The 25502-nt window shown below is 60.4% G+C and carries 23 protein-coding genes; 15 read left to right on the forward strand and 8 right to left on the reverse strand.

The window, feature by feature from the left end; translation table 11 throughout:
* The 8 genes from F753_RS32550 to ltrA form a co-directional block, all read left to right on the forward strand.
* Positions 1 to 1724, forward strand: a 1724-nt coding sequence (locus F753_RS32550) for a DNA gyrase C-terminal beta-propeller domain-containing protein (RefSeq protein WP_023444758.1), incomplete at its 5' end; no start/stop codon positions are given.
* 102 nt (positions 1725 to 1826) lie between these two features.
* Positions 1827 to 2912 (forward strand): 3-phosphoserine/phosphohydroxythreonine transaminase, encoded by a 1086-nt coding sequence (serC, locus tag F753_RS32555; RefSeq protein WP_023444759.1) that lies wholly within the window; start codon positions 1827 to 1829, stop codon positions 2910 to 2912.
* Positions 2912 to 4009 carry a prephenate dehydratase gene (gene pheA, locus F753_RS32560; protein ID WP_023444760.1) on the forward strand — a complete coding sequence of 366 codons (1098 nt, stop codon included), beginning with the start codon at positions 2912 to 2914 and terminating at the stop codon, positions 4007 to 4009. The genes serC and pheA overlap by 1 nt, the downstream gene beginning before the upstream one ends.
* Before the next feature lie 79 nt (positions 4010 to 4088).
* Entirely contained in the window at positions 4089 to 5198 is a 1110-nt protein-coding gene (hisC, locus tag F753_RS32565; RefSeq protein WP_023444761.1) for a histidinol-phosphate transaminase, read from the forward strand.
* Positions 5195 to 7438, forward strand: a complete 2244-nt coding sequence (locus F753_RS32570) for a bifunctional prephenate dehydrogenase/3-phosphoshikimate 1-carboxyvinyltransferase (RefSeq protein WP_023444762.1) — start codon at positions 5195 to 5197, stop codon at positions 7436 to 7438. The genes hisC and F753_RS32570 overlap by 4 nt, the downstream gene beginning before the upstream one ends.
* The gene (gene cmk, locus F753_RS32575) at positions 7435 to 8124 is read left to right on the forward strand and encodes a (d)CMP kinase (RefSeq protein ID WP_023444763.1); all 690 of its coding nucleotides are present in this window, start codon (positions 7435 to 7437) and stop codon (positions 8122 to 8124) included. The genes F753_RS32570 and cmk overlap by 4 nt, the downstream gene beginning before the upstream one ends.
* A 193-nt stretch (positions 8125 to 8317) precedes the next feature.
* Positions 8318 to 10000, forward strand: a complete 1683-nt coding sequence (gene rpsA / locus F753_RS32580) for a 30S ribosomal protein S1 (protein WP_003302488.1) — start codon at positions 8318 to 8320, stop codon at positions 9998 to 10000.
* Positions 10001 to 10478: 478 nt separating this feature from the next.
* Entirely contained in the window at positions 10479 to 11900 is a 1422-nt protein-coding gene (gene ltrA, locus F753_RS32585) for a group II intron reverse transcriptase/maturase (protein ID WP_031297431.1), read from the forward strand.
* A gap of 115 nt (positions 11901 to 12015) precedes the next feature.
* Here ltrA and F753_RS32590 read toward each other — a convergent pair whose 3' ends face one another.
* Complete coding sequence (locus F753_RS32590) at positions 12016 to 12459, reverse strand: MarR family winged helix-turn-helix transcriptional regulator (RefSeq protein ID WP_003282582.1); 444 nt, start codon at positions 12457 to 12459, stop codon at positions 12016 to 12018.
* Between the two features lie 80 nt (positions 12460 to 12539).
* Between F753_RS32590 and F753_RS32595 the strand changes: the two genes are divergently transcribed.
* Positions 12540 to 13706 (forward strand): aminotransferase-like domain-containing protein, encoded by a 1167-nt coding sequence (locus F753_RS32595; protein ID WP_031297432.1) that lies wholly within the window; start codon positions 12540 to 12542, stop codon positions 13704 to 13706.
* 39 nt (positions 13707 to 13745) lie between these two features.
* Positions 13746 to 14348 (forward strand): glutathione S-transferase family protein, encoded by a 603-nt coding sequence (locus F753_RS32600; protein WP_023444766.1) that lies wholly within the window; start codon positions 13746 to 13748, stop codon positions 14346 to 14348.
* A gap of 45 nt (positions 14349 to 14393) precedes the next feature.
* Here the strand turns inward: F753_RS32600 and folE are convergent, their stop codons facing one another.
* The 3 genes from folE to F753_RS32615 all read right to left on the reverse strand — a co-directional run bounded on the left by folE (position 14394) and on the right by F753_RS32615 (position 16329).
* The gene (gene folE, locus F753_RS32605; RefSeq protein WP_003282585.1) at positions 14394 to 14939 is read right to left on the reverse strand and encodes a GTP cyclohydrolase I FolE; all 546 of its coding nucleotides are present in this window, start codon (positions 14937 to 14939) and stop codon (positions 14394 to 14396) included.
* 95 nt (positions 14940 to 15034) lie between these two features.
* Positions 15035 to 15592: a Smr/MutS family protein gene (locus F753_RS32610; protein WP_023444767.1), complete on the reverse strand. Its 558-nt coding sequence runs from the start codon at positions 15590 to 15592 to the stop codon at positions 15035 to 15037.
* A 140-nt stretch (positions 15593 to 15732) separates the two neighbouring features.
* Entirely contained in the window at positions 15733 to 16329 is a 597-nt protein-coding gene (locus tag F753_RS32615; RefSeq protein WP_014820638.1) for a cysteine hydrolase family protein, read from the reverse strand.
* A 312-nt stretch (positions 16330 to 16641) separates the two neighbouring features.
* On the opposite strand from F753_RS32615, the gene prmB reads away from it, so the two are divergent.
* The 5 genes from prmB to rluB all read left to right on the forward strand — a co-directional run bounded on the left by prmB (position 16642) and on the right by rluB (position 21880).
* Positions 16642 to 17565 carry a 50S ribosomal protein L3 N(5)-glutamine methyltransferase gene (prmB, locus tag F753_RS32620; protein WP_023444768.1) on the forward strand — a complete coding sequence of 308 codons (924 nt, stop codon included), beginning with the start codon at positions 16642 to 16644 and terminating at the stop codon, positions 17563 to 17565.
* A gap of 237 nt (positions 17566 to 17802) precedes the next feature.
* Positions 17803 to 19272, forward strand: a complete 1470-nt coding sequence (gene zwf / locus F753_RS32625; RefSeq protein ID WP_023444769.1) for a glucose-6-phosphate dehydrogenase — start codon at positions 17803 to 17805, stop codon at positions 19270 to 19272.
* Complete coding sequence (gene pgl / locus F753_RS32630; protein ID WP_023444770.1) at positions 19259 to 19972, forward strand: 6-phosphogluconolactonase; 714 nt, start codon at positions 19259 to 19261, stop codon at positions 19970 to 19972. Before zwf ends, pgl begins: the two co-directional genes overlap by 14 nt.
* A gap of 17 nt (positions 19973 to 19989) precedes the next feature.
* On the forward strand, positions 19990 to 20634 hold the full coding sequence (locus F753_RS32635) for a bifunctional 4-hydroxy-2-oxoglutarate aldolase/2-dehydro-3-deoxy-phosphogluconate aldolase (RefSeq protein WP_023444771.1): 645 nt from the start codon (positions 19990 to 19992) through the stop codon (positions 20632 to 20634).
* Between the two features lie 112 nt (positions 20635 to 20746).
* Positions 20747 to 21880, forward strand: a complete 1134-nt coding sequence (gene rluB / locus F753_RS32640; protein WP_014820633.1) for a 23S rRNA pseudouridine(2605) synthase RluB — start codon at positions 20747 to 20749, stop codon at positions 21878 to 21880.
* A 66-nt stretch (positions 21881 to 21946) separates the two neighbouring features.
* On the opposite strand, the gene F753_RS32645 is transcribed toward rluB, so the two are convergent.
* The 4 genes from F753_RS32645 to F753_RS32660 all read right to left on the reverse strand — a co-directional run.
* A complete protein-coding gene (locus tag F753_RS32645) occupies positions 21947 to 22687 on the reverse strand; it encodes a YciK family oxidoreductase (RefSeq protein WP_023444772.1) in 741 nt (246 codons plus the stop codon).
* Between the two features lie 86 nt (positions 22688 to 22773).
* Positions 22774 to 23445, reverse strand: a complete 672-nt coding sequence (mupP, locus tag F753_RS32650; RefSeq protein ID WP_023444773.1) for an N-acetylmuramic acid 6-phosphate phosphatase MupP — start codon at positions 23443 to 23445, stop codon at positions 22774 to 22776.
* Positions 23445 to 24143: a bifunctional 2-polyprenyl-6-hydroxyphenol methylase/3-demethylubiquinol 3-O-methyltransferase UbiG gene (ubiG, locus tag F753_RS32655; RefSeq protein WP_023444774.1), complete on the reverse strand. Its 699-nt coding sequence runs from the start codon at positions 24141 to 24143 to the stop codon at positions 23445 to 23447. The genes mupP and ubiG overlap by 1 nt, the downstream gene beginning before the upstream one ends.
* Positions 24144 to 24289: 146 nt before the next feature.
* The coding region (locus F753_RS32660) for a TRZ/ATZ family hydrolase (protein ID WP_023444775.1) at positions 24290 to 25502 on the reverse strand (1213 nt) is incomplete at its 5' end.

Below are 25502 nucleotides of genomic sequence, written 5' to 3' on the forward strand. Positions count from 1 at the left end.
TTCCCCGCCGTACCGTCTACGAACTGCGCAAGGCGCGCGAGCGTGGGCACATTCTTGAAGGGCAGGCGGTCGCGCTGTCCAACATCGATCCGGTCATTGCGGTGATCAAGGCTTCGCCAACTCCAGCCGAGGCCAAGGATGCGCTGATTTCCACTGCCTGGGAATCGAGCGCCGTTGAAGCCATGGTCGAGCGCGCAGGGGCTGATGCCTGTCGCCCGGAAGGCCTCGATCCGCAGTTTGGCCTGCGTGACGGCAAGTACTTTCTGTCGCCGGAACAGGCGCAGGCGATTCTTGATCTGCGTCTGCACCGCCTGACCGGCCTCGAGCACGAGAAGCTGCTCAGCGAATACCAGGAAATCCTCACCCAGATCGGCGAGCTGATCCGCATCCTGACCAATCCGGTTCGCCTGATGGAAGTCATCCGCGAAGAACTGGAAGGCGTGAAGCGCGATTTCGGCGATGCACGGCGTACCGAGATTCTCGAGTCGCGTCTGGACCTGACGCTGGCGGACCTGATCACCGAAGAAGAGCGCGTCGTCACCATCTCTCATGGTGGTTATGCCAAGTCGCAACCGCTGGCCGCCTACCAGGCGCAGCGCCGTGGTGGTCGCGGCAAGGCTGCGACTGGTGTGAAGGAAGAGGATTACGTCGAGCATCTGCTGGTTGCCAACAGTCACACCACGCTGCTGCTGTTCTCCAGCAAGGGCAAAGTGTACTGGCTGAAGACCTACGAGATTCCCGAAGCATCTCGCACTTCGCGTGGCCGCCCGCTGGTCAACCTGCTACCGCTCGATGAGGGCGAGCGCATCACCGCCATGCTTCAGGTCGATCTGGAAGCGCTGCGCAAGCAGGCTGCCGAAGGTGAGGACGACCTGGACGAAGCAGAAGGCCTGGTCATCGAGCACGATGATGCGGACGACGTCGAAAGCGATGACGCCGACAGCGACGAGAAAGACGAGCCGACCGGCTCCTACATTTTCATGGCTACCGCCAATGGCACGGTCAAGAAGACACCTCTGGTGCAGTTCAGCCGTCCGCGGACGTCCGGCCTGATCGCGCTCAAGCTGGAAGAAGGCGACACCCTCATCGCTGCGGCCGTCACCGATGGTGCCCAGGAAGTGATGATGTTCTCCGACGGCGGCAAGGTCATCCGTTTCAAGGAAAGCAAGGTTCGCATCATGGGCCGCAATGCCCGCGGTGTACGCGGTATGCGTCTGCCCGAAGGGCAGCGCATCATCTCCATGCTGATTCCGGAATCGGGTGCACAGATCCTTACCGCATCTTTGCGTGGCTACGGCAAGCGCACCGCGATGGAAGAGTTTCCACGCCGCGGTCGCGGTGGTCAGGGCGTCATCGCCATGGTCACCAACGAGCGTAACGGCCCGTTGATCGGTGCCGTGCAGGTGCTCGAGGGCGAGGAGATCATGCTGATCTCCGATCAGGGCACGCTGGTCCGGACCCGCGTCGACGAGGTGTCATCGCTGGGTCGCAATACTCAGGGCGTAACCCTCATCAAACTGAGCAAGGGCGAGCATCTGGTTGGTCTGGAGCGCGTGCAGGAGCCATCCGAGGAAGACGTGCTGGAAGACATCGAAGCGTTGCTCGATGACGACGCCCTCGAGAAGGAAATGCCTGTACTCAGCACTGAGCCGAGCGAGGATGAACTGCTCGGCGGGGCTGGCGACGTATCTCCGGATGTGGTGCCGACAGACGACGAAGACTGATCGGCGAAAGCAATCCGCAATCAGGTGGTAGCGTGGCGGTCGGTAGAGGTTCCGGTCGCCGCGCCGCGGGATTCAATATCGAGCAAGAGCGAGAGAACAGCAGTGAGCAAACGCGCCTTTAACTTCTGTGCCGGTCCGGCTGCGCTTCCCGAAGCCGTCCTTCAGCGCGCCCAGGCGGAGCTTCTCGACTGGCATGGCAAGGGCCTGTCGGTCATGGAGATGAGCCACCGTAGCGACGAATACACCGCTATCGCCGAAAAGGCCGAACAGGATCTGCGCGACCTGCTGGCAATTCCGTCGAACTACAAGGTGCTGTTCCTGCAGGGGGGCGCCAGCCAGCAGTTCGCCGAGATTCCGCTGAACCTGCTGCCGGAAGATGGCGTTGCCGACTACATCGATACGGGCATCTGGTCGCGCAAGGCGATCGAAGAGGCGCGTCGTTTCGGTAACGTCAATGTGGCGGCCAGCGCCAAACCTCTCGATTACTTCGCCATTCCGGGGCAGAACGACTGGCAGTTGAGCGAGCACGCGGCGTACCTGCACTACGCGAGCAACGAGACCATCGGCGGCCTGCAGTTCGATTGGATTCCGGATCTCGGCGATACGCCGCTGGTCGTCGACATGTCGTCGGACATTCTGTCGCGGACCATCGACGTCTCGAAGTTCGGCCTGATCTACGCCGGAGCGCAGAAGAACATCGGGCCATCCGGGCTGGTGGTCGTTATCGTTCGTGAAGACCTGCTCGGCCATGCGCGTTCCGCTTGCCCGACCATGCTCGACTACAAGGTCGCGGCGGATAACGGCTCGATGTACAACACGCCGGCAACCTTTTCCTGGTATCTCTCGGGGCTGGTCTTCGAGTGGCTGAAGGAGCAGGGCGGCGTCGAGGCGATGGAGCAGCGCAACCGCGCCAAGAAGGACATGCTCTACGGTGCCATCGATGCCAGCGATTTCTACACCAACCCGATCGCCATCAATGCGCGTTCGTGGATGAACGTTCCGTTCCGTCTGGCCGATGAGCGTCTGGACAAGGCGTTCCTGGCCGGCGCCGACGCGCGTGGCCTGTTGAACCTCAAAGGGCATCGCTCCGTGGGTGGCATGCGCGCTTCTATCTACAACGCCGTAGGCCTGGATGCGGTCGAAGCGCTGGTGGCCTACATGGCCGAGTTCGAGAAGGAGCACGGCTGATGAGCGACGCCGATCAGTTGAAGGCCCTGCGGGTTCGAATCGACAGCCTCGACGAGCGCATTCTCGATCTGATCAGCGAGCGCGCCCGCTGTGCCCAGGAAGTCGCCCGGGTCAAGACCGCGGCGCTGGCCGAGGGCGAGTCCGCGGTGTTCTACCGTCCGGAGCGCGAAGCCTGGGTGCTCAAGCACATCATGGAGCTCAACCGCGGGCCGCTCGATAACGAGGAAATGGCGCGTCTGTTCCGCGAGATCATGTCGTCCTGCCTGGCCCTGGAACAGCCGCTCCGGGTTGCCTATCTCGGCCCAGAGGGTACCTTCTCCCAGGCTGCGGCGCTCAAGCATTTCGGCCATGCGGTCATCAGTACGCCAATGGCAGCCATTGATGAGGTGTTTCGCGAGGTTGTGGCGGGGGCTGTGAATTTCGGCGTAGTGCCGGTGGAGAACTCCACCGAAGGTGCAGTCAATCACACGCTGGACAGCTTCCTCGAGCACGACATCGTGATCTGCGGCGAAGTGGAGCTGCGTATCCACCACCATTTGTTGGTGGGCGAGACGACCAAGACTGATCGGATCACGCGCATCTACTCCCACGCGCAATCGCTGGCGCAGTGCCGCAAGTGGCTTGATGCCCACTACCCGAATGTCGAGCGCGTAGCGGTTTCCAGCAATGCGGATGCGGCCAAGCGGGTCAAGAGCGAGTGGAATTCGGCGGCCATCGCCGGCGACATGGCTGCCCAGCTCTACGGTCTGACCAAGCTGGCCGAGAAGATTGAGGACCGCCCGGACAACTCCACGCGATTCCTGATTATCGGTAGCCAGGAAGTGCCGCCGACCGGCGATGACAAGACCTCTATCATCGTCTCGATGCGTAACAAGCCAGGCGCCTTGCACGAGCTGCTGGTGCCGTTCCATGCCAACGGCATCGACCTTACTCGAATCGAAACGCGGCCGTCGCGCAGCGGCAAGTGGACCTACGTGTTCTTCATCGATTTCCTGGGTCACCACCAGGATCCGCTGATCAAGGATGCGCTGGAAAAGCTCGGGCAGGAAGCTGTGGCCCTTAAGGTGTTGGGTTCCTACCCCAAAGCGGTTCTTTAATTGCGGCTTCAGGTCGCGGCAGTGGGGCAGGCGACCGGCTTGTACCTGCCGTCTGAAGCCTGCAGCCTGAGGTTTTGTTATGAGTTGTGATTTCCTCGCCCTGGCGCAGCCAGGGGTGCAGAAGCTGTCGCCGTACGTACCGGGCAAGCCGGTTGAAGAACTGGCGCGCGAGCTGAGTTTGGACCCCGCAGGAATCGTCAAGCTGGCCAGCAACGAGAACCCGCTAGGGCCAAGCCCGAAAGTGCTTGATGCGATCAGGGCTGAGCTTTCGGAGTTGACCCGCTACCCGGACGGCAACGGCTTCGCGCTCAAGCAGCGACTTGCCGAGCGCTATTCGGTCGGAATCAATCAAGTCACCCTGGGCAATGGTTCCAACGACATTCTTGAGCTGGTTGCGCGCGCCTATCTGGCTCCGGGCCTCAACGCCGTGTTCAGCGAGCATGCCTTCGCTGTCTATCCGATCGCGACGCAGGCGGTCGGGGCCGAGGGACGTGCCGTGCCGGCCAGGAACTGGGGGCACGACCTCGACGCAATGGCGGCGGCCATCGACGAGAATACCCGCGTGGTTTTCGTCGCCAACCCCAACAATCCCACCGGAACCTGGTTCGATGCTGCTGCGCTGGGTGGATTTCTAGCGCGCGTACCGGAGCGTGTCCTGGTGGTGCTGGACGAGGCCTACATCGAATATGCCGAAGGGCAGGAGCTGCCGGATGGTCTGGCCTTTCTGGCCGACTATTCGAATCTGCTGGTTTCGCGCACCTTCTCCAAGGCTTATGGGCTTGCTGCGCTGCGGGTCGGCTACGCGATCAGTTCGCCGGTGATCGCCGATGTGCTGAATCGCGTCAGGCAGCCATTCAACGTGAACAGTCTGGCACTGACGGCGGCTTGCGCAGCGCTGGATGACGTCGATTACCTGCTTGCCAGCCGCAAGGCGAATGATGCCGGGATGCTTCAGCTGGAAACGGGTTTCCGTCAGCTGGGACTGGAGTGGATCCCTTCGCGGGGCAATTTCATCGCGGTGGACTTCGCCCGTGATGCTGCGCCGATCAATCAGGCGCTGTTGCGCGAAGGGGTGATTGTGCGCCCTATGGCCGGATACGGTATGCCAACGTTCCTGCGTATCTCAATTGGCACCGAGCAGGAAAATGCACGCTTTCTCGATGTGCTGCGCCAGGTGCTCGCTCAGTGAATCACGCTCGTCACGCGCAACAGCCTTCGCCGATTGTGAATCGCCTGGTTGTGATCGGCCTTGGCCTGATTGGCGGCTCGTTCGCCAAGGGCTTGCGTGAGGCTGGCCTTTGTCGCGAGGTGGTCGGCTTCGATCTGGATGCACGCTCGCGTGAGCTTGCGGTCGAACTGGGCGTGGTGGATCGCTGCGCCGCGACGCTTGCAGAGGCTTGTCATGGGGCTGACGTAATTCAGCTTGCGACGCCTATCCTTGCGCTGGAGCGGCTGCTTGGTGAACTGGCGAAGCTCGAACTGGGCGACGCAGTGATCACTGACGTCGGCAGCGCCAAGGGCAATGTCGTGCGCTGTGCGCGTAAAGTGTTCGGCAACATGCCACCAAGGTTCGTGCCTGGCCACCCCATCGCCGGCTCCGAACTCAGTGGCGTGACGGCGGCGAACAGCACGCTGTTTCGACGGCACAAGGTGATCCTGACGCCGCTGGAAAATACCGATCCGCAAGCGCTCACCCTGGTGAGCAAGCTCTGGTCGGCGCTGGGTGCGGATGTCGAGCATATGGAGGTGACGCATCACGATGAGGTGCTGGCTGCCACTAGTCATTTACCGCATCTGCTGGCCTTCGGACTGGTTGATTCGCTCGCCAAGCGCCATGAGAATCTCGAGATATTCCGCTACGCGGCAGGTGGTTTTCGCGATTTCACCCGTATCGCCGGTAGCGATCCGGTGATGTGGCACGACATCTTTCTCGCCAACCGCGAGGCAGTGCTGCATACCCTGGACGATTTTCGTGCCGACCTCGACGCGCTGCGCGCCGCGGTCGATGAAGGAGACGGGCACAAGCTGTTGGGCGTTTTCACTCGCGCCAAGGCTGCCCGGGAACATTTCAGCAAAATACTGGCTCGCCGAGCCTATGTGGACGTTATGCATTCCAATGACCTCGTTTTCCTCGCCAACCCTGGCGGCAGCCTGACCGGCCATCTGCGTGTGCCAGGCGACAAATCCATTTCTCATCGCTCGATCATGCTCGGCTCCCTTGCCGAGGGCGTGACGGAAGTCGAAGGCTTCCTGGAAGGCGAAGATGCTCTGGCGACCATTCAGGCGTTCCGGGACATGGGCGTCGTCATCGAGGGTCCGCATCAGGGGCGCGTGACGGTCCATGGTGTCGGTCTGCACGGCCTCAAGGCCCCGCCCGGGCCGATCTACCTGGGCAACTCGGGAACCTCCATGCGGCTGCTGTCCGGTTTGCTCGCGGCGCAGCCGTTCGATACGACGTTGACGGGTGATGCGTCCCTGTCCAAACGGCCGATGAACCGCGTCGCCAAGCCGCTGCGCGAGATGGGAGCCGTTATCGAGACGGCACCGGAAGGGCGTCCGCCGCTGACCATTCGCGGCGGCCAGCGTCTGTCCGGCATGCATTACGAAATGCCGATGGCCAGCGCGCAGGTCAAGTCCTGCCTGTTACTGGCCGGTCTGTATGCAGCTGATCAGACCTCGGTAACCGAACCGGCTCCGACGCGTGATCACACCGAGCGGATGCTTCGCGGTTTCGGCTATCCGGTGACCGTCAAGGGCAGTACTGCGGTTGTCGAGCCAGGGCACAAGCTGCGTGGTACTCATATTGAAGTGCCTGCCGATATTTCTTCAGCGGCATTCTTCATGGTGGCGGCGAGCATTGCGCAGGGTTCGGAGATCGTGCTCGAGCATGTCGGCGTGAATCCGACCCGTACCGGCGTGATCGATATTCTGAAGTTGATGGGCGGCGACATCTCTCTGGAGAACCCGCGCGAGGTGGGCGGCGAGCCGGTGGCGGATATTCGCGTGCGTGGCGCGCAGCTCAAGGGTATCGACATTCCCGAGGACCTGGTTCCGCTGGCGATCGACGAGTTCCCGGTGCTCTTCGTGGCTGCGGCCTGCGCGGAAGGTCGTACCACGTTGCGCGGTGCCGAAGAGCTGCGGGTCAAGGAGTCTGACCGCATCCAGGTCATGGCGGACGGGCTGCAGACACTGGGGGTCAAGGCTGAACCGACCCCGGACGGGATTGTCATCGAAGGTGGTGCGATCGGTTCCGGTGAAGTCTGGGCGCATGGCGATCACCGCATCGCGATGTCCTTCAGTGTGGCTGCGCTGCGAGCCAATGGCCCGATTCGAATCCATGACTGCGCCAACGTGGCGACGTCGTTCCCCAACTTCCTCTCCTTGGCGCAGCGCGCCGGCATGCAGGTACATTCGGAGGGTGATTCATGATCAGGCCCGTTCCGGTCATCACCATCGATGGGCCGAGTGGCTCGGGGAAGGGCACAGTTGCAGCCTTGCTTGCGGGCAAGCTTGGCTGGAATTTCCTCGACTCCGGTGCCTTGTATCGCCTGCTGGCATTCGCAGCGCGCAATCACGGCGTCGATCTGACCAACGAAGAAGCGCTGAAGGTGCTCGCCGAGCACCTCGATGTCCAGTTTGGTGCCGCACGCGATGGGCACGGCATGATCATCATTCTGGAGGGGGAGGAGGTCACCGAGTCGATCCGTAACGAGCAGGTTGGCGCCGGCGCATCCCAGGTCGCAGCGTTACCGGTGGTTCGCACCGCCTTGCTGCAGCGACAGAAGGCCTTTCGCGAGGCGCCGGGACTGGTCGCGGACGGGCGTGACATGGGTACTGTGGTATTTCCCGACGCGCCGTTGAAGATATTCCTCACCGCGAGTGCGGAAGAGCGTGCTCGCAGACGTTACTTGCAGTTGAAGGCACGAGGCGATGATGTTAATCTCGCGAGTCTTCTTGAGGAGATTCGGGAGCGCGATGAGCGCGATATCCAACGTGCGGTGGCCCCGCTGAAGCCGGCAGATGATGCCGTTCAACTGGATTCCACTACACTCTCCATTGATGAGGTGTTGCAAAAGATTCTGAGCGAAGTCGCCGACCGCGATTTGGCTGGATGATCGGAACGCCGAAAGGCGGCCAAACGGACCTTGAGTAGGCACAGCCAGCAGGCTGTGCATCTCGAGGCCGTTAACAAGGAGGCATGTGGGAGACCAGATCCAGTCCCACAGGCCTTTTTTTATATGAATGAACCCACATTGTCTGGAATGTGGAGATTGGGCGGATTCTCGCCTGAAAACAGCAGGAATCAACATGAGCGAAAGCTTCGCAGAACTATTTGAAGAAAGCCTTAAATCCCTCGACATGCAGCCGGGTGCCATCATCACCGGCATCGTGGTCGACATCGACGGTGACTGGGTCACCGTGCATGCCGGCCTCAAGTCCGAGGGCGTCATCCCGGTCGAGCAGTTCTACAACGAGCAGGGCGAGCTGACCATCAAGGTGGGTGACGAGGTCCACGTTGCTCTGGACGCGGTTGAAGATGGCTTTGGCGAGACCAAGCTGTCCCGTGAAAAAGCCAAGCGCGCGGAATCCTGGATTGTTCTGGAAGCAGCTTTCGCCGCTGAGGAAGTGGTCAAGGGCGTTATCAACGGTAAGGTTAAAGGCGGCTTCACTGTCGACGTTAACGGCATCCGTGCGTTCCTCCCAGGTTCCTTGGTCGATGTCCGTCCGGTGCGTGATACCACCCATCTGGAAGGCAAAGAGCTCGAGTTCAAGGTCATCAAGCTGGACCAGAAGCGCAACAACGTTGTCGTTTCCCGTCGCAGCGTGCTGGAAGCAGAGAACAGTGCCGAGCGCGAAGCTCTGCTCGAGTCCCTGCAGGAAGGCCAGCAGGTCAAAGGTATCGTCAAGAACCTCACCGATTACGGTGCGTTCGTTGACCTGGGCGGCGTCGATGGTCTGCTGCACATTACCGACATGGCCTGGAAGCGCATCAAGCATCCGTCCGAGATCGTCAACGTTGGCGACGAGATCGATGTCAAGGTGCTGAAGTTCGACCGCGAGCGCAACCGCGTATCGCTGGGCCTGAAGCAACTGGGCGAAGACCCATGGGTTGCCATCAAGGCGCGTTACCCGGAAGGCACCCGTGTTCAGGCTCGCGTCACCAACCTGACCGACTACGGCTGCTTCGCCGAGCTGGAAGAGGGTGTCGAAGGCCTGGTACACGTTTCCGAAATGGACTGGACCAACAAGAACATCCACCCGTCGAAGGTCGTACAGGTCGGCGACGAAGTGGAAGTCATGGTTCTGGACATCGACGAAGAGCGTCGTCGTATCTCTCTGGGTATCAAGCAGTGCAAGTCCAACCCATGGGAAGACTTCTCTGGCCAGTTCAACAAGGGCGACCGCATCTCCGGCACCATCAAGTCGATCACCGATTTCGGTATCTTCATTGGTCTGGACGGCGGCATCGACGGCCTGGTTCACCTGTCCGACATCTCTTGGAACGAGCCGGGTGAAGAAGCCGTTCGCCGCTTCAAGAAGGGCGACGAGCTGGATACCGTCATCCTGTCGGTCGATCCGGAGCGTGAGCGTATCTCCCTGGGCATCAAGCAGCTGGAAGACGATCCGTTCTCCAACTACGCCGCCGTCAATGACAAGGGCAGCATCGTTCGCGGTACCGTGAAAGAAGTTGACGCCAAAGGCGCCATCATCGATCTCGGCAACGATATCGAAGCCACTCTGAAAGCTTCCGAAATCAGCCGTGACCGCGTTGAAGATGCGCGCAACGTGCTGAAGGAAGGCGACGAAGTCGAAGCCAAGATCATCAGCATCGACCGCAAGTCCCGCGTGATCAGCCTGTCCATCAAGTCCAAAGACGTCGAAGACGAAAAGGATGCGATGAAAGAGCTGCGCACCAAGCAGGACGTAGAAAGCACTGGCCCGACCACCATTGGTGATCTGATCCGTGCTCAGATGGAAAACCAGAACTAAGTTCGGGTTCTTCATGAAAAAGGGCGACCTCGGTCGCCCTTTTTTGTGGTGCGCCAGGCATGGCGCGTAGCGCCGTGACTGGCGCTGTCGGGTTCACTGTGGTGGTGAGCCTGGCGACTTGGAGGTGAAAGTCCTCTACACACCCGGCAAGGGGAAGTGTTAGCTGAAGGCAAGGGTGTCGCGGGCGACTGCGAATCTGAAGGAAGCCCGAGGCAAAATGCTGGCCTGACGAACAGGAAGCGGATGAGGCGGCGCAGCGGGGTGAGGTGGCCATAATCGCCAAAGCCCGATACTTGCACGGAACGCTGCGACGTAGATCCGACAGGCATAAGCAGGAAGGTCGCGCGAATTACCCTGGGAGATCTGTACGCTTGCCATTGTGCTACCGATTGTCGAGAGGCGACGGGATGGGCGTGCAGAAGTCAGCCGAGGCCGTAGTAAGTGGCGGTCAACCACGCCATCAAGGGCCGAACAGGTCATGCCGCCAGTAGGCGTCAGCGTCTCGTCGATAACCGAAATGCAGAAATTTCTCCAAGAGAAGACTGTCACCCCGAGTCCCGGCCAGAGGCCGAGGATGACGCCTGACAGCGCAGAGGTATCGGCGGCGTCGGTGACGTGGATGAACGCGGAGCCGGACACGCTGATGGAGCGGGTGCTTGCACCGGCGAATCTCAAGCGTGCGTATCAGCGCGTGGTCAGCAACAAGGGGGCGCCGGGTGCCGATGGCATGACGGTCGCCGACTTGGCAGGCTACGTGAAACAGTATTGGCCCATCCTGAAGGTCAGGCTGCTGGCAGGTGAATACCATCCCCAGGCAGTGCGGGCGGTCGAAATTCCCAAACCGCAGGGCGGTATGCGGCAACTGGGCATTCCCAGTGTCGTGGATCGCCTGATCCAGCAAGCCCTGCTGCAACAGCTCACGCCGATCTTCGATCCGCTGTTCTCGGACTATAGCTACGGCTTCCGTCCGGGCAGAAGCGCTCACCAGGCTGTCGAGATGGCCCGCACCCATGTGGCGGCGGGTCATAGGTGTTGCGTGGAACTCGATCTGGAGAAGTTCTTTGATCGGGTCAACCACGACATCCTGATGTTCTGTGTTGAGCGCCATGTCGAAGACAAACAGGTGCTCAGACTCATCCGCCGTTACCTCGAAGCGGGCGTCATGTCGGACGGGGTTGTCAGCCATCGGCAGGGGGGGGCGCCGCAAGGCGGCCCGCTTTCGCCGCTGCTGTCGAACATCCTGCTCGATGAACTCGACCGTGAGTTGGAGCGGCGAGGCCATCGCTTCGTGCGCTATGCCGATGACGCGAACATTTATGTCCGTAGTCCGCGTGCTGGCGAACGAGTGCTGGCCAGTGTCGAGCGGTTCCTGAATCACCGTCTGAAACTGAGACTGAATCGGGACAAGAGTCGCGTGGCTGGGTCGTGGAAATGCGACTACCTGGGGTATGGGATGAGTTGGCACTCGCTGCCTAGACTGCGAGTGGCAACCATGAGCCTGCGCCGTGTGCGCGACCGTCTCAGGGAACTGCTGCGAGGGGTGCGGGGCCACAAGATGGCGAATGTCATCGAGCGGGTAAACCCGGTGCTGCGAGGCTGGGCAGGCTACTTCAAGCTCAGCCAGAGCAAGCGTCCACTGGAAGAGCTGGATGGCTGGGTCAGGCACAAACTTCGCTGTGTCATCTGGCGGCAATGGAAGCAGCCCTCTACGAGGGCGCGCAACCTGATGCGCCTGGGATTGAGCGAGGAGCGTGCCTGCAAGTCGGCCTTCAATGGCCGAGGCCCGTGGTGGAACTCAGGAGCGCCGCATATGAATCAGGCGCTGCCGAAGAAGCTATGGGACAGACTTGGACTGGTCTCGATACTGGATACGATCAATCGGCTTAACCGCATGGCCTGAACCGCCGTGTACGGAACCGTACGCACGGTGGTGTGGGAGGACGGCGGCCGTGAGGCCGCCTCCTACCCGATCCCACGATTCCGGCGTGGTGAAGCGGCCCGCCTCTTGAGGGCTGCTAGCCTCTGGCTTTCTCCATAGCGAGCGCTTGGTTGACCGCGAGCCAGCCGTCTACCGCTTGTTCACCCACATCATCGAAGGCCCTTTGAAGCAGCCGGACCTGTTCTCTGCGCAAGGCCTGCTCCAGCTTCGCCCCCTCTGCGGTAAAGCGCAGCATGCGCTTTCGCTTGTCATCCTCTGCAGTCAGGCTCTCCACCAGGTGCATTTCGATCAACTGGCGTAGCGGTGTATTCAGTGCCTGCTTGGACACACCGAGATAGCTCAGCAACTCCTTGACGCTCAGGTCCGGGTAGCTAGCGATAAAGAAAAGAATGCGGTGGTGCACACGGGACAGGCCGCGGCGGGCGAGCATTTCGTCAGGCTTGGCTGTGAAGGCCTGATAGCCGAGAAAGAAACTCTCCATGATCTGGCGCTGCACTGCGCTTTTTTTTAGGTCAGGCATATTGACGTATTTATCGTGAGAGGCGTAATTTCGGTCAAGAAGTTTGACTTATTTTGCAGCGCCTCGCATCTGGTATGGAAATGGCCTTCTCCGAACGTATTACTCGCCTTAAAAGCTCTCTCATTCGTGAAATCCTCGCTGCAGCCCAGCGCCCGGAAGTGATGTCCTTCGCTGGCGGGTTGCCGGCTGAGGCGATGCTGCCGATCGTTGATTGGGCAGAACTGCCCGCAAGCATGGGGCAGTATGGTATGAGCGAAGGCGAGCCCGCTCTCCGTGAACTTATTGCCGCCCAGGCGCGCGCGCTTGGCGTGCCTTGCGAAGCCAGTCAGGTGTTGATCGTCAGTGGCTCGCAGCAGACGCTGGATCTCGCGTCGAAGCTGTTTATCGACTCGGGGACAGAGGTACTGGTCGAGGCGCCAACCTATCTCGCTGCTCTGCAGTCCTTTCAATTGTTCGGAGCTGAATGTCTGGCAGTTCCCCAGCAGGCCGATGGTCCGGATTTGGCTGCCCTGCGCGCAACGATGGAGCAGCACGAGCCTGCTTTCGCTTATCTGATTCCTACGTTCCAAAATCCATCCGCCGTTCGCTACAGCGAAGCCAAGCGTGATGCTGTCGCAGCATTGCTGGATGAGTTTGGCGTGACGCTGCTCGAGGACGAGCCATATCGTGAGCTGGTATTCGATCAGGGCAGTGCCAAGCCGATCGTCTCGCGTCTGAAGCGTGCTAGCTGGATCTACACCGGTACGGTTTCCAAGACGCTGCTGCCTGGCTTGCGGGTGGGGTATCTGATCGCCTCGCCGGATCTGTTCCCTTATTTGCTACGACTGAAGCAGTCGGCTGATCTACATACCAACCGCATTGGGCAGTGGCAGGCGCTGCAGTGGCTGGGTAGCGAGCGGTATCAGGCGCATCTGGCGGAGCTTCGCGATTTCTATCGCGTTCGTCGTGATGCCATGCAGGCTGCGCTCAGCGAGCACTTCGGTGATCTCGCGACCTGGCAGCTGCCGCAGGGAGGGCTGTTCTTCTGGCTGACGCTGAAGCAGCCGCTGGATACGCGAACCCTGCTTGATCGGGCGCTCGCCAATGATGTGGTGTTCATGCCTGGTGAGCCCTTTTTCGTGGACCCGGACGCTAATCCCGGTTATCTGCGGCTGAACTTTAGCCATGTGGCTGCTGAGAGAATGGAAGAAGGGGTGCGTCGTCTGGCGCAGGTCATCCGCGAAGGTAAAGCGCTGGAAGCCGCCTGAGATATCGCTGACCTGCGTTGTGGGTCGATGGGAGGGAGCATGTTGAAAGTCTATGGTGATTACCGGTCGGGTAATTGCTACAAGGTCAAGCTGATGCTGCACCTGCTGGACCAGTCGTACGAATGGATTCCGATCAATATCCTTCGTGGTGAGTCCCGCTCCGAGGAGTTTCTCAAGAAGAACCCGAATGGCAAGATTCCGGTTCTTGAGTTGGAGGATGGCGCCTGCCTGTGGGAGTCCAACGCCATCCTCAACTATCTGGCCGACGGCAGCGAGTTTCTGCCAGCGGACCCGCGGCTGCGTACCCAGGTGCTGCAGTGGCAGTTCTTCGAGCAGTACAGCCATGAGCCGTTCCTGGCTGTCGCCCGCTATATCAAGGTGTATCTCGGCATGCCCGAGGATCGGCGTGAGGAGTACGAAGCCAAGCAGCTCGATGGCTACCATGCGTTGAACGTTATGGAGCAGCAGTTGCTACGCACGCCCTACCTGGTGGGTGAGCATTACTCGATTGCCGACGTTGCGCTGTATGCCTACACGCATGTGGCTGAAGAGGGAGGGTTCAGCCTCGAAGGCTATCCCGCTATTCGCCGATGGCTGCAGCGTGTCGCCAGTCATCCGCGGCATGTCGGCATGTACGATTGAACGAAAAACAGGGCCGCAAGGCCCTGTTTTACTGTGGGCTCGGTGCTATTTCACCAAGCCGAGAAACTCGCTACGGGTCGCGGCGTTATCGCGGAACTGACCCAGCATCACTGATGTGACCATGGACGAGTTCTGCTTCTCCACGCCGCGCATCATCATGCACATGTGCTGGGCTTCGATGACTACCGCCACACCTGATGCGCCGGTAACCTGCTGCATCGCCTCGGCGATTTCACGGGTCAGGTTTTCCTGGATTTGCAGGCGGCGCGCATACATATCCACAATGCGAGCGACCTTCGACAGGCCGAGTACCTTGCCATTGGGAAGATACGCAACGTGTGCCTTGCCGATGAAAGGCAGCATGTGATGCTCGCACAGCGAGTACAGCTCGATATTCTTGACCAGTACCATCTCGCTGTTATCTGACGTGAACAGCGCGCCGTTGGTGACTTCCTCGAGGGTTTGCTGATAGCCCTTGCACAGGTACTGCATGGCTTTGGCGGCGCGCTTGGGCGTGTCGAGCAGACCTTCGCGGCTAACGTCCTCGCCGAGTTGGCCGAGGATCGCGGTGTAGTGTTGTTCCAGGGACATTGAGCTACCTGTCAGGCTTCATGGGGTCGCGAACGCGAAGGGTAGGGGGCCGCCGCTCGGCTGGCAAGTATGGCGAGCGAGACGCTGGCCTCGGCTCATTCGTCCCGGCCTTCAAGCATGGTGCGTTTGAGCATCACGTAAATGGCGCCGGTGCCGCCATGGCGTGGCAGGCAGGAGGTGAAGCCAAGCACTTGCGGATGCTGCCGCAACCAGGTGTTGACGTGGCTCTTGATCAGTGGCCGCTTGCCGTCGAGCCTTGCCGCCTTGCCATGGGTCACGCGGACGCAGCGCACTTCGAGCCGCGTCGCTTCGGCGATGAAGTCCCATAACAGCTCCCGGGCTTTCTCGATGCTCATGCCATGCAGGTCGAGACTTCCCTCGAATGGGATCTGGCCGGCTTTGAGCTTGCGGACCTGACTGTCCTGAACCCCGTCGCGGGCCCAATAAAGCTCGTCCTCGGCACCTACGTCGATGACGAACTGATCCGATAATCCGTCGACGCGCGTGGTTTCGTTGCTGACGGTGGCGTTGCTGCGGCGAGTCGCGATCTGTTCGCGATTGCTGCGCACTTTGCCGGTTTCGGCGCGGTCGTGCTTGATCGGCTTGACACCGCGCACAGCCGATTGGAAGAGAGAGAATTCGTCGTCTTGCATGGGGCCTCCAAACAGGATGGCAGTTTACCCCAGCCACAGCGCCTGGCGGACGAGCTTCCATCCAGACGTACTTTTGCTTGCATCATGCAGAGAGTGTCTGGAAAGGCTGCCAGCTCGTTCGGCGTTCGGATAGTGGGTCTTCAGCGCGCCAGCGCCGCAGCGTCTTGCACGCAAACGGCAAAGTTGTCGGCAAGAATGGTCATCTCGATGCGGTGCACCTGTTCGGCATCGATGCTGCCTTCGCCCATCGGCAGATTGCGTGTGGCACAGGCGCTGTCCACCAGTGTGCAGCGATAGCCGTAATCCTTGGCGGCGCGAACCGTTGTGCTGATGCTGGAGTGGGTCATGAAGCCGCAAACGATCAAATCCAGGCGACCCAGTTTCTGCAGTAGTTCGTGGAGCTCGGTGCCGGAGAAAGCGTTCGGCAGGCGTTTGGCAACCACTGCCTCACCGGGCAGTGGTGCAGCCTCCGGCATGATCTGTCCACGAAAGCCCTGCGGATCGAAAAGACCACCGCTGATACCCAGGTGATGCACGTGCACGATCGGCGCGCCAGCTTCGCGCGCAGCTGCCAGTAGACGGGTAATTTCCGGAAGTGCCCGATCCAGGGCAGGCAGGGCAAGAACACCACTGCGGTACTCTTCCTGCACATCGATGACCAGCAAGGTGGCATTCGTCAGCGTCGCCGGGTTGTAGCTGCGGCCACTGAGCTGAAGCATGGTCTGTGGCTTGGTCATTTTCGGCTCCTTGTGCTGTGAGGGGGCTGATTGTGGCGCCAGAATGCGCCGATGTGAACCGTCCGGCTCATGTTTCGCTGGTCGTTGTGCTGACTACTCGGTCGAACTGCATGGGCGCACGATATGTCGGAGATATCGAGTCCCGACCGCGAGCCGAAGGGTAATGCCGGTCGCACGCCTGGTGTTGAAACGAATTGAGTATTTACAGCCCAAGTGGATGGCTCGAGAGCCTTGCTCGCGTGGCCTTAGCTGACATGGCTCGGGTTTTCGTATGCCTGCTACACTCGCGCCCTTTTTACAGGAGATGCCCTTGTGACCGCTTCGCTCTCCCGCTTGCGTACGCTGCGTGACCATATCCGCTGGGCCGTCAGCCGGTTTCAGGCGGAGCAGTTGTTCTTCGGCCATGGCACCGACAATGCCTGGGATGACGCGCGCCAGTTGGTGCTGGGTGCGCTGCACCTGCCATGGGAAATGGCTGACAGCTATCTGGATTGCCGCCTCGAGCTCGACGAGTGCGAGCACTTACAGGAACTGCTGCGTCGCCGTATTGAGGAACGCGTGCCGACCGCTTATCTCCTCGGGCAAGCCTGGTTCTGCGGCTTGCCCTTCATCGTCGACGAGCGCGTGCTGATCCCACGTTCGCCGATTGGTGAGCTGATCGAGCACCGCTTCGAACCCTGGCTGCCTGGCACGCCCAAGCGGATTCTCGATCTGTGCGCGGGGTCGGGCTGCATCGGCATCGCATGCGCTTACGAGTTTCTCAAGGCCGAGGTGGTGCTCGCTGACCTGTCGTTCGATGCGATCGAGGTCGCCAACCAAAACATCGAGCATCACGGACTCGAAGAGCGGGTTTATACCGTGCAGAGCGATGGCTTCGACGGGCTGCCAAATCAACGTTTCGATCTGATCGTTTCCAATCCTCCATATGTCGATGCCGAAGATTTCGACGACATGCCGGCTGAGTTTCATCACGAGCCGGCTCTTGGCCTAGCATGCGGTGAAGACGGACTGGATCTGGTGCGGCGTATGCTCGCCGAGGCCGCGGATCACCTCACTGACGATGGCATCCTGATCGTCGAAGTGGGAAATAGTCAGGTTCATGTCCAGGCCCTTTATCCCGAAGTGGATTTCACCTGGCTGGAGTTCTCGCGCGGGGGGCATGGTGTCTTCCTGCTTGCGGCGCAGCAGTGCCGTAAGCATCAGGCCCTGTTCCGTGCACGCGTCGCGGGAAGCTGACTCAGCTCCGTGCCCTTTAACGACCGAGCTGTCGCGCTCAGGTGTTTGCGCTGTTCCTGTGGGGACGGGCAACCTTGGGATTTCCCCGTCGACTGCCGAGCATTTGAGCCGCTGAGTGGTCTGTAGCATGTGGCGTCTGATCGGAAGGCGAGGAGCGCGATATCCTCGCTATCGTTGACCAATCATCGTCGTGCTCGCGCTGCACGTTTTTGAACCCTGCATTCAAGCGGACGGAACATGCCAGGCATTACGGTGGAACCCATCACATTCGCGTTGTTCGGTGCCCTGGGCGACCTTGCGTTGCGCAAACTGTTTCCCGCGCTTTATCAGTTGGATCGCGCCGGCCTGCTACATGCCGATACCCAGATACTGGCGCTATCGCGGGAGAGCGGCGAGCCGGCCACGCACAAGGCGCGAATCGAGCAAGCATTGCGTACGCGGGTTCCCAAGGGCGAGTTCGATGAGCAGGCCCTCAGTCGCTTCAGCGCCCGGCTTCACTATCTGGCGATGGATTTTCGTCGAGCCGAGAATTACATGGCGCTGCGTGACTGCGTGCCGGCCGAGCAGCCTCTGATCGCCTATTTCGCGACGCCCGCGGCGGTCTACGGTGATATCTGCAGGTTCCTGGCTACGGCAGGGCTCGCCGAGCAGGCGCGCGTCGTTCTGGAAAAGCCCATCGGTCATGACTTGGCTTCTTCGCGTGTCATCAACGATGCGGTCGCCGAGCACTTTCCCGAGAGCCGCATCTATCGCATCGACCACTATCTCGGCAAGGAAACGGTACAGAACCTCATCGCGCTACGCTTCGCCAACAGCCTGTTCGAGACGCAGTGGGACCAGCACCATATCTCCCATGTAGAAATCACCGTGGCCGAAACGGTCGGCATCGAAGGACGCTGGGGTTATTTCGACCAGGCTGGACAACTGCGCGACATGGTTCAGAACCATTTGCTGCAACTGCTCTGCCTGATCGCCATGGACCCGCCGAGCAACCTGACTGCGGACAGCATCCGTGATGAGAAGGTAAAGGTCCTCAAGGCGCTGGCACCGATCACTGCCGAATCCCTTCATCAGCGGGTGGTGCGGGGCCAATACGCGGCCGGCAACGTTGCTGGTGTCTCGGTGCCTGGCTACCTGGATGAGGAGAACTCGAACGCCGAGAGCTGTACGGAAACCTTCGTCGCGTTGCGTGCCGATATCTGCAACTGGCGCTGGTCGGGCGTGCCGTTCTATCTGCGAACCGGCAAACGCATGGCGCAGAAGCTTTCGCAGATCGTGATTCATTTCAAGGAGCCACCCTTCTACATCTTCGCGCCCGAGCAGCGAGCGCTGATCAGCAATCGCCTGATCATTCGACTGCAGCCTGACGAGGGCATCTCGCTGCAGGTGATGACCAAGGAGCAGGGGTTGGACAAGGGCATGCATCTGCGCAGCGGTCCCTTGCAGCTGAATTTCTCCGAAACCTACAAGAGCACACGCATTCCAGACGCCTATGAGCGACTCCTGCTCGAGGTCATGCAGGGCAACCAGAACCTGTTCGTGCGCAGGGATGAAATCGAGTACGCATGGCAATGGTGCGATCAGCTGATCGAGGGCTGGAATCGTCTCGGCGCAGAGCTCAAGCTTTATCCCGCTGGCTCCTGGGGGCCAGTCGCTTCGATTGCACTGATCACACGCGATGGGAGGGCGTGGTATGGCGATCTCTGAACTGGATCTTCCTACCGGTGTGGTGGCGCATAGTTCGGCCAATCCGCAGCGGCAAGCTGAACTGATGGCTGACAATGTGGCCAAGGCGCTGGCCTACGCGGTGCAGACACATGGCGTTGCCAGTCTCGTCGTATCCGGTGGGCGCAGTCCGATCGCATTCTTCGAAGCCCTGTCGATACGAGAATTGAACTGGTCGAAGGTGCAGATCAGCCTGGCTGACGAACGCTGGGTACCTGCGACCAATCCGGCCAGCAACGAAGGCTTGGTGCGGCGCCATTTGCTGCAGAACGCGGCACGTGAGGCGTGGCTGATCGGGCTGTACCACCCGGCCGAATCCCTCGAGCAGGCCGCATCACTCGCTGATCACGCCCTGGCGCAGCTGGAGCGGCCTATCGACGTGCTGATACTGGGAATGGGAGATGACGGTCATACGGCCTCGTTGTTCCCCGGCAACCCAAAGCTGGCGCATGCGTTGCGCGATGACTGCCTGGAGCGGTGCCTGCCGATGCAGGCGCCGGTCGATCCGCAGGCACGTCTGACAATGACCTATCCGCTGCTCGCTGGTGCTCGAATGCAATGCCTGGCTATCCAGGGTGCTGACAAGCTCGAAACCCTGCGCGCGGCGCTGAATGTCGATCCGCTGCAGATGCCGATTCGCGCATTCCTGCATTCCCCGCTCGAAATCTATTGGTGCCCGTGAGGCCCGAGGACTTCCGCATGACCATGGACCAGAAGAACGCTCTGATTGAACGAATCTGTGTAGAGGCGAGGATTCTGCCGGTCATTACCATCGGTAGCGAAGAGCAGATCCTGCCTCTTGCTGATGCATTGGCTGCTGGCGGCCTTCGGACGTTGGAGATCACCCTGCGATCCAGTCATGGCCTGACAGCCATTCGACGGCTACGTGAAGAGCGTCCTGATCTTTGTATCGGCGCTGGTACCGTTCTGGACCGACGCATGATGGATGAAGTGGAGGCGGCAGGGGCGCAGTTCATCGTCACACCCGGTTCCACGCGGGAAATCCTGGAAGCGGGGGTGAGCTGCTCGGTGCCACTGCTGCCAGGCACCAGTAGCGCATCGGATGTCATGGAGGGCTACGCGCTGGGTTATCGCCGCTTCAAGCTCTTCCCGGCAGAGATCTGTGGCGGCATCGCTGCGCTGAAGGCGCTCGGCGGCCCCTTTGCCGACGTGCGTTTCTGCCCGACCGGCGGCGTAAACGCAGTAAATGCCGCGCAATATCTGGCCCTGGCGAACGTGATGTGCGTCGGTGGTACCTGGATGATCGATGGTGCGAGCCTCAGTTCGGGCGACTGGGCCGGAATTCAGCAACGTACTGTTCAGGCGCTGGCCGCACTGGGGTGATCTCGCCAGCGCAGGTCAGGATCACTGCTACGCTGTGGTTGGTGCGTAGGCGCAGCGATGCGCGTATGATTCGCGCCCTTTCAATCGGATTGCCACACCGGGAGGTGCCCAGATGACCGAGCACGAAGAAACAAGCACTCACGTTACTCACGGCGAAAAGCTGCAGAAAGTCCTGGCCCGTCTGGGCATGGCTTCGCGCCGCGATGTCGAAAAATGGATTTCCGAAGGCCGTGTCAAGGTCAATGGCGCGGTTGCGAGCTTGGGCCAGCGCGTCGACTCTCATGATGCGATTGCAGTCGACGGTCGCCTGCTCAAGCGGGAAGAGGTCAGCGAAGTAGTCCGCCGCGTACTGATCTACAACAAGCCGGACGGCGAGATCTGCACACGCAACGATCCGGAAGGGCGCCCAACGGTATTTGATCGTCTGCCGCGCCCGAAGGAGGGGAGGTGGATCAATATCGGTCGTCTCGACATCAACACCACCGGCCTGCTGCTGTTCACCACCGACGGCGAACTGGCCAACCGCCTCATGCACCCATCCTATGAAATGGACCGCGAGTACGCGGTGCGGGTGCGTGGGGAAGTCGACGACGAGATGATCGAAAGGCTGAAGACCGGCGTGATGCTCGAAGACGGTCCGGCACGCTTCACCGACATCCAGGAGGCGCCCGGCGGTGAAGGCTTCAATCATTGGTATCACTGCGTGGTGATGGAAGGCCGTAACCGCGAGGTTCGCCGTCTCTGGGAATCGCAGGGACTGGTCGTGAGTCGATTGAAGCGTGTGCGTTTCGGGCCGGTCTTCATGACCTCCGATCTGCCGATGGGACGCTGGCGTGAAATGTCGCAAACCGAGGTGGACATTCTCAGCCAGGAAGTCGGGCTAAAGCCGGTTGCACTGCCGAGCATGAAAGCCAAGGCCAAGGAAAAGATCGACCGCATGCAGCGTAAGGTGGCGAAGCCGCTGAGCCGCGGTGAGCGGCGACCTCGGGTGCTGCGTTCGTCAAGCGAGGCCGATGTGCCTGTGTCGGACAAGCCGCGGGCACCGAGGGGTAGCGAAGGCGGGCGCAAGCCGCGTGTCAGCGACGGGCGTAGTGAGAAGCCTCGCGGAACGCCGGTCGCTGAGCGTCCGGGCGAGACGCGTAAAGGTGGTAAGCGTAGTGACGGGGCAGGGCGTCCGTCGGGGCCAGGTAAAAGGCCGGCAGGAGATGGTCAGCGTCCAGGCTTCGGGCGTAGCAAACGCACCTGATCGTTGTATCCAGCGCTGCGCAATGGGCGAAGCCGTTGCGCAGCGTTTTTGTTTTGGAAGCTTTGGTTATTGCGCGTCCAGCGCCTGACCATTCACCCCGATGCTGTCCGGGCCCATCAGGTACAGATAAACAGGCATGATTTCCTCTGGGAGTGGGTTCACCAGCGGGTTCTCGCCGGGATAAGCCTTCGCGCGCATGTCGGTACGAGTGGCCCCCGGATTGACGCTGTTGGCGCGGACCGCAGCGGTGTCATCCAGTTCATCCGCCAGCACCTGCATTAGCCCTTCGGTGGCAAACTTCGATACAGCGTAGGCGCCCCAATATGCACGCCCCTTGCGGCCGACACTGCTCGACGTGAAGATCACCGAAGCGTCCTTGGCTAGCTTCAGCAGCGGCAGCAGTGTGCTCGTCAACATGAACATTGCGTTCACATTCACCTGCATCACGCGCATGAAATTGTCGCCGGACAACTGCTCGAGCGGCGTCCGCGGACCAACGATCGCCGCGTTATGCAAAAGGCCGTCGAGATGACCGAACTCGCGCTCGATCATGGCGGCCAGTTCGTCGTACTGGTGCGGCAGCGCGGTTTCCAGATTGAACGGAATAACGGCAGGACGAGGATGGCCCGCGGCGTCGATGTCATCGTAAACCCGGTTCAGATTGCCTTCATTCTTGCCAAGCAGCAGTACTGTTGCTCCGTGTGCTGCATAGGCTTTCGCGGCAGCTTCGCCGATGCCGCGGCCGGCTCCCGTAACCAGAATGGTGCGCCCAGCGAGCAAGTCGGGGCGGGCGGAATACTCGAGCATCGGATGCCTCTTGAATCGATGGTTGGTGGCGCCCGGACGAATGTCCGCCGGACGATAAGGCTAGGAAGGTTTGCGCTGTCGCCGTTTCAGCAACTGCACAGTGCTCTATCCAGGACTTTCCGGAGCTCCAGCGGGTGGTCTACCACCACATCAGCGCCCCAGTTTCCCGGGTTGTCTTCGGGGTGAATGTAGCCGTACCGCACTGCGGCTGTACGACTGCCTGCCGCGCGGCCTGATTCGATGTCTCGCAGGTCGTCGCCGACGAACAGAACCGCGGATGGGTCAAGGTCGAGCTGGCTGCACGCCAGAAGCATGGGTTCGGGATCAGGCTTGCTCTTGGTGACATGATCAGGGCAGATCAGCACAGCGGAGCGGGAAGCCAGGCCCAGCTGATGCATGATCGGTTCGGCGAAGCGCAGCGGCTTGTTGGTCACTACGCCCCAGATCAGGTTCGCCCGTTCGATCTCGTCGAGCAGTTCGGCCATGCCGTCGTAAAGATGACTGTGCACCGCGCAGTTCTCCTGATACCGCGCAAGGAACTCGAGACGCAGTTCTTCGAACTCAGCCGATAGAGGGTCGACTTCGAAAGCGCTGAGTACCATGGCCCTCGCTCCGCCTGACACGACATCACGAACCTGTTGTTCGGAAACCGGTGCCAGCCCTCGGGCGGCTCGCATGGCTTGCACGACGGCAATGAAGTCGGGAGCGGTATCGAGCAGAGTACCGTCCATGTCGAACAGAACAGCGCGCAGGCGCATCATGCCTCCTTGATGGTCTGGACCATGTAGTTGACATCGACGTCCGCAGCCAGCTTGTAGTGCTTGGTGAGCGGATTGTAGGTAAGGCCGATGATGTCTTTGACGGCCAGGCCCGCGTCGCGGCTCCAGGCACCCAACTCCGAGGGGCGGATGAACTTCTTGAAGTCGTGGGTACCGCGCGGCAATAGTTGCAATACGTACTCGGCGCCAATGATGGCGAATGCATAGGCTTTCGGGTTGCGGTTGATCGTCGAGAAGAAGACTTGCCCGCCTGGCTTGACCAGTGCACAGCAGGCCTGGATGACCGACGCCGGGTCCGGCACGTGCTCGAGCATTTCGAGACAGGTGACCACATCGAACTGCTCGGGAGCTTCCTCGGCCATGGCTTCGGCAGTGATCTGCCGATAATCGATTTCGAGTCCGGATTCCAGCAGGTGTAAGCGCGCTACCGAAAGCGGCGCCTCGCCCATGTCTATACCGGTGACCTGAGCGCCTCGCTGAGCCATGGCTTCGCTGAGAATGCCGCCTCCGCAACCGATATCGATTACCTTCTTGCCCGCCAGAGCAATATGCTCGTCTATCCAGTTCACTCGCAGTGGATTGATCTCGTGAAGCGGCTTGAACTCGCTTTCGCGATCCCACCAACGATGTGCAAGGGCTTCGAATTTGGCGATTTCAGCGTGGTCGACGTTGCTCATGATCCGGTCCGTTTGAAAGCTTGAGGGAGAAGCTTGAGCTGCAAGGGCTCATGTTGCCAGCTTCAGCTAAGGTCGGGGCATCGTAGCCGCCGTGGTTCGTATGTCATTTGGTCGCGCAGAAGCTGTGTATGGTTGGTTTCACACCTTCAACGTTGATCGGTGCTCGAAATTCTCTCGCCCCATTGGCGAGCGTTCGCAATCACTTGCTGCTCATCCATTCGCGTAAGGCGGCCGCTTTCCAGCAGCTGCTTACCGCCTATCCATACATGTCGCACCGCGTCTCTACTGGTGGAGTAGATCAATTGGGATACCGGGTCGTATACCGGTTGTTGCGCCAGACCGGAAAGATCCAGCGCGACCAGATCGGCGAACTTGCCTATCTCTAGAGAACCGGTGTGCTCATCGATGCCCAGCGCTCGGGCGCCATTCAGTGTGGCCATGCGTAGAGCGCGATGGGCGTCCAGTGCCGTGGCCGAGCCGGCGACGGCCTTCGCCAGCAGCGCTGCCGTACGAGTTTCGCCTAGCAGGTCCAGGTCGTTATTGCTTGCCGCCCCATCCGTGCCGACTGCCACGTTGATTCCTGCTTCCCAAAGGCGCTCGACCGGACAGAAGCCACTGGCGAGCTTGAGGTTGGATTCTGGGCAGTGAATAACGCTGCAGTTATGCTCGGTGAGCAGCGCGAGATCGTCATCATCGACCTGGGTCATGTGCACTGCCTGAAAACGCGGCCCTAGCAGCTGCAATCTCGCTAGTCGCGCCAGCGGCCGCTCACCGTGTTTCCGCAGCGCCTCCTGGACTTCATGAGCGGTTTCATGGACGTGCATATGGATGCCTGCATCCATCTCCGCTACCAGAACGCGAATGCTTTCAAGTTTGTCGTCCGCAACCGAATAAGGAGCATGAGGCCCGAAGGCGACCGTGATTCGGGGGTGATGCTTGAGATCGTCGAACAGCGCTACACCTTTGCGTAGCGCTTCATCCGCATCGCGAGCGTCGGGAACCGGGAAGTCAAGAACCGGGATGGTGATCTGCGCTCGCACACCGTACTTGTGTACCAGCTCGCTGACGACGCTGGGATAGAAGTACATGTCAGAAAAGCAGGTGATCCCACCTTTTAGTTGCTCGGCGATTGCCAACTCGGTGCCACAGCGAACGAAATCCTCATCGACCCAACGCGACTCGGCTGGCCAGATGTGATCCTTAAGCCAGCGCTGAAGGGGCAGGTCATCAGCAAGTCCACGAAAAAGAGTCATCGCGGCATGGCCATGCGCATTGATCAGACCTGGAGCGAGAAGCATACCCTCGAGCTCTCGCGTTTCTATCGCCTGATACTTGAGTGCTACGGCTCCCCGGGCGGGG

Source organism: Stutzerimonas chloritidismutans AW-1 (assembly GCF_000495915.1).
Lineage (GTDB): Bacteria > Pseudomonadota > Gammaproteobacteria > Pseudomonadales > Pseudomonadaceae > Stutzerimonas > Stutzerimonas chloritidismutans.

What these genes read in the sequence shown, in the direction of transcription:
- pheA (WP_023444760.1), top strand. Translation starts at nt 2,912, where the DNA reads ATGAGCGACGCCGATCAGTTGAAGGCCCTGCGGGTTCGAATCGACAGC.
- hisC (WP_023444761.1), top strand. Translation starts at nt 4,089, where the DNA reads ATGAGTTGTGATTTCCTCGCCCTGGCGCAGCCAGGGGTGCAGAAGCTG.
- cmk (WP_023444763.1), top strand. Translation starts at nt 7,435, where the DNA reads ATGATCAGGCCCGTTCCGGTCATCACCATCGATGGGCCGAGTGGCTCG.
- rpsA (WP_003302488.1), top strand. Translation starts at nt 8,318, where the DNA reads ATGAGCGAAAGCTTCGCAGAACTATTTGAAGAAAGCCTTAAATCCCTC.
- ltrA (WP_031297431.1), top strand. Translation starts at nt 10,479, where the DNA reads ATGCCGCCAGTAGGCGTCAGCGTCTCGTCGATAACCGAAATGCAGAAA.
- F753_RS32590 (WP_003282582.1), bottom strand. Translation starts at nt 12,459, where the DNA reads ATGCCTGACCTAAAAAAAAGCGCAGTGCAGCGCCAGATCATGGAGAGT.
- F753_RS32595 (WP_031297432.1), top strand. Translation starts at nt 12,540, where the DNA reads ATGGCCTTCTCCGAACGTATTACTCGCCTTAAAAGCTCTCTCATTCGT.
- F753_RS32600 (WP_023444766.1), top strand. Translation starts at nt 13,746, where the DNA reads ATGTTGAAAGTCTATGGTGATTACCGGTCGGGTAATTGCTACAAGGTC.
- folE (WP_003282585.1), bottom strand. Translation starts at nt 14,939, where the DNA reads ATGTCCCTGGAACAACACTACACCGCGATCCTCGGCCAACTCGGCGAG.
- F753_RS32610 (WP_023444767.1), bottom strand. Translation starts at nt 15,592, where the DNA reads ATGCAAGACGACGAATTCTCTCTCTTCCAATCGGCTGTGCGCGGTGTC.
- F753_RS32615 (WP_014820638.1), bottom strand. Translation starts at nt 16,329, where the DNA reads ATGACCAAGCCACAGACCATGCTTCAGCTCAGTGGCCGCAGCTACAAC.
- zwf (WP_023444769.1), top strand. Translation starts at nt 17,803, where the DNA reads ATGCCAGGCATTACGGTGGAACCCATCACATTCGCGTTGTTCGGTGCC.
- pgl (WP_023444770.1), top strand. Translation starts at nt 19,259, where the DNA reads ATGGCGATCTCTGAACTGGATCTTCCTACCGGTGTGGTGGCGCATAGT.
- F753_RS32635 (WP_023444771.1), top strand. Translation starts at nt 19,990, where the DNA reads ATGACCATGGACCAGAAGAACGCTCTGATTGAACGAATCTGTGTAGAG.
- rluB (WP_014820633.1), top strand. Translation starts at nt 20,747, where the DNA reads ATGACCGAGCACGAAGAAACAAGCACTCACGTTACTCACGGCGAAAAG.
- F753_RS32645 (WP_023444772.1), bottom strand. Translation starts at nt 22,687, where the DNA reads ATGCTCGAGTATTCCGCCCGCCCCGACTTGCTCGCTGGGCGCACCATT.
- mupP (WP_023444773.1), bottom strand. Translation starts at nt 23,445, where the DNA reads ATGCGCCTGCGCGCTGTTCTGTTCGACATGGACGGTACTCTGCTCGAT.
- ubiG (WP_023444774.1), bottom strand. Translation starts at nt 24,143, where the DNA reads ATGAGCAACGTCGACCACGCTGAAATCGCCAAATTCGAAGCCCTTGCA.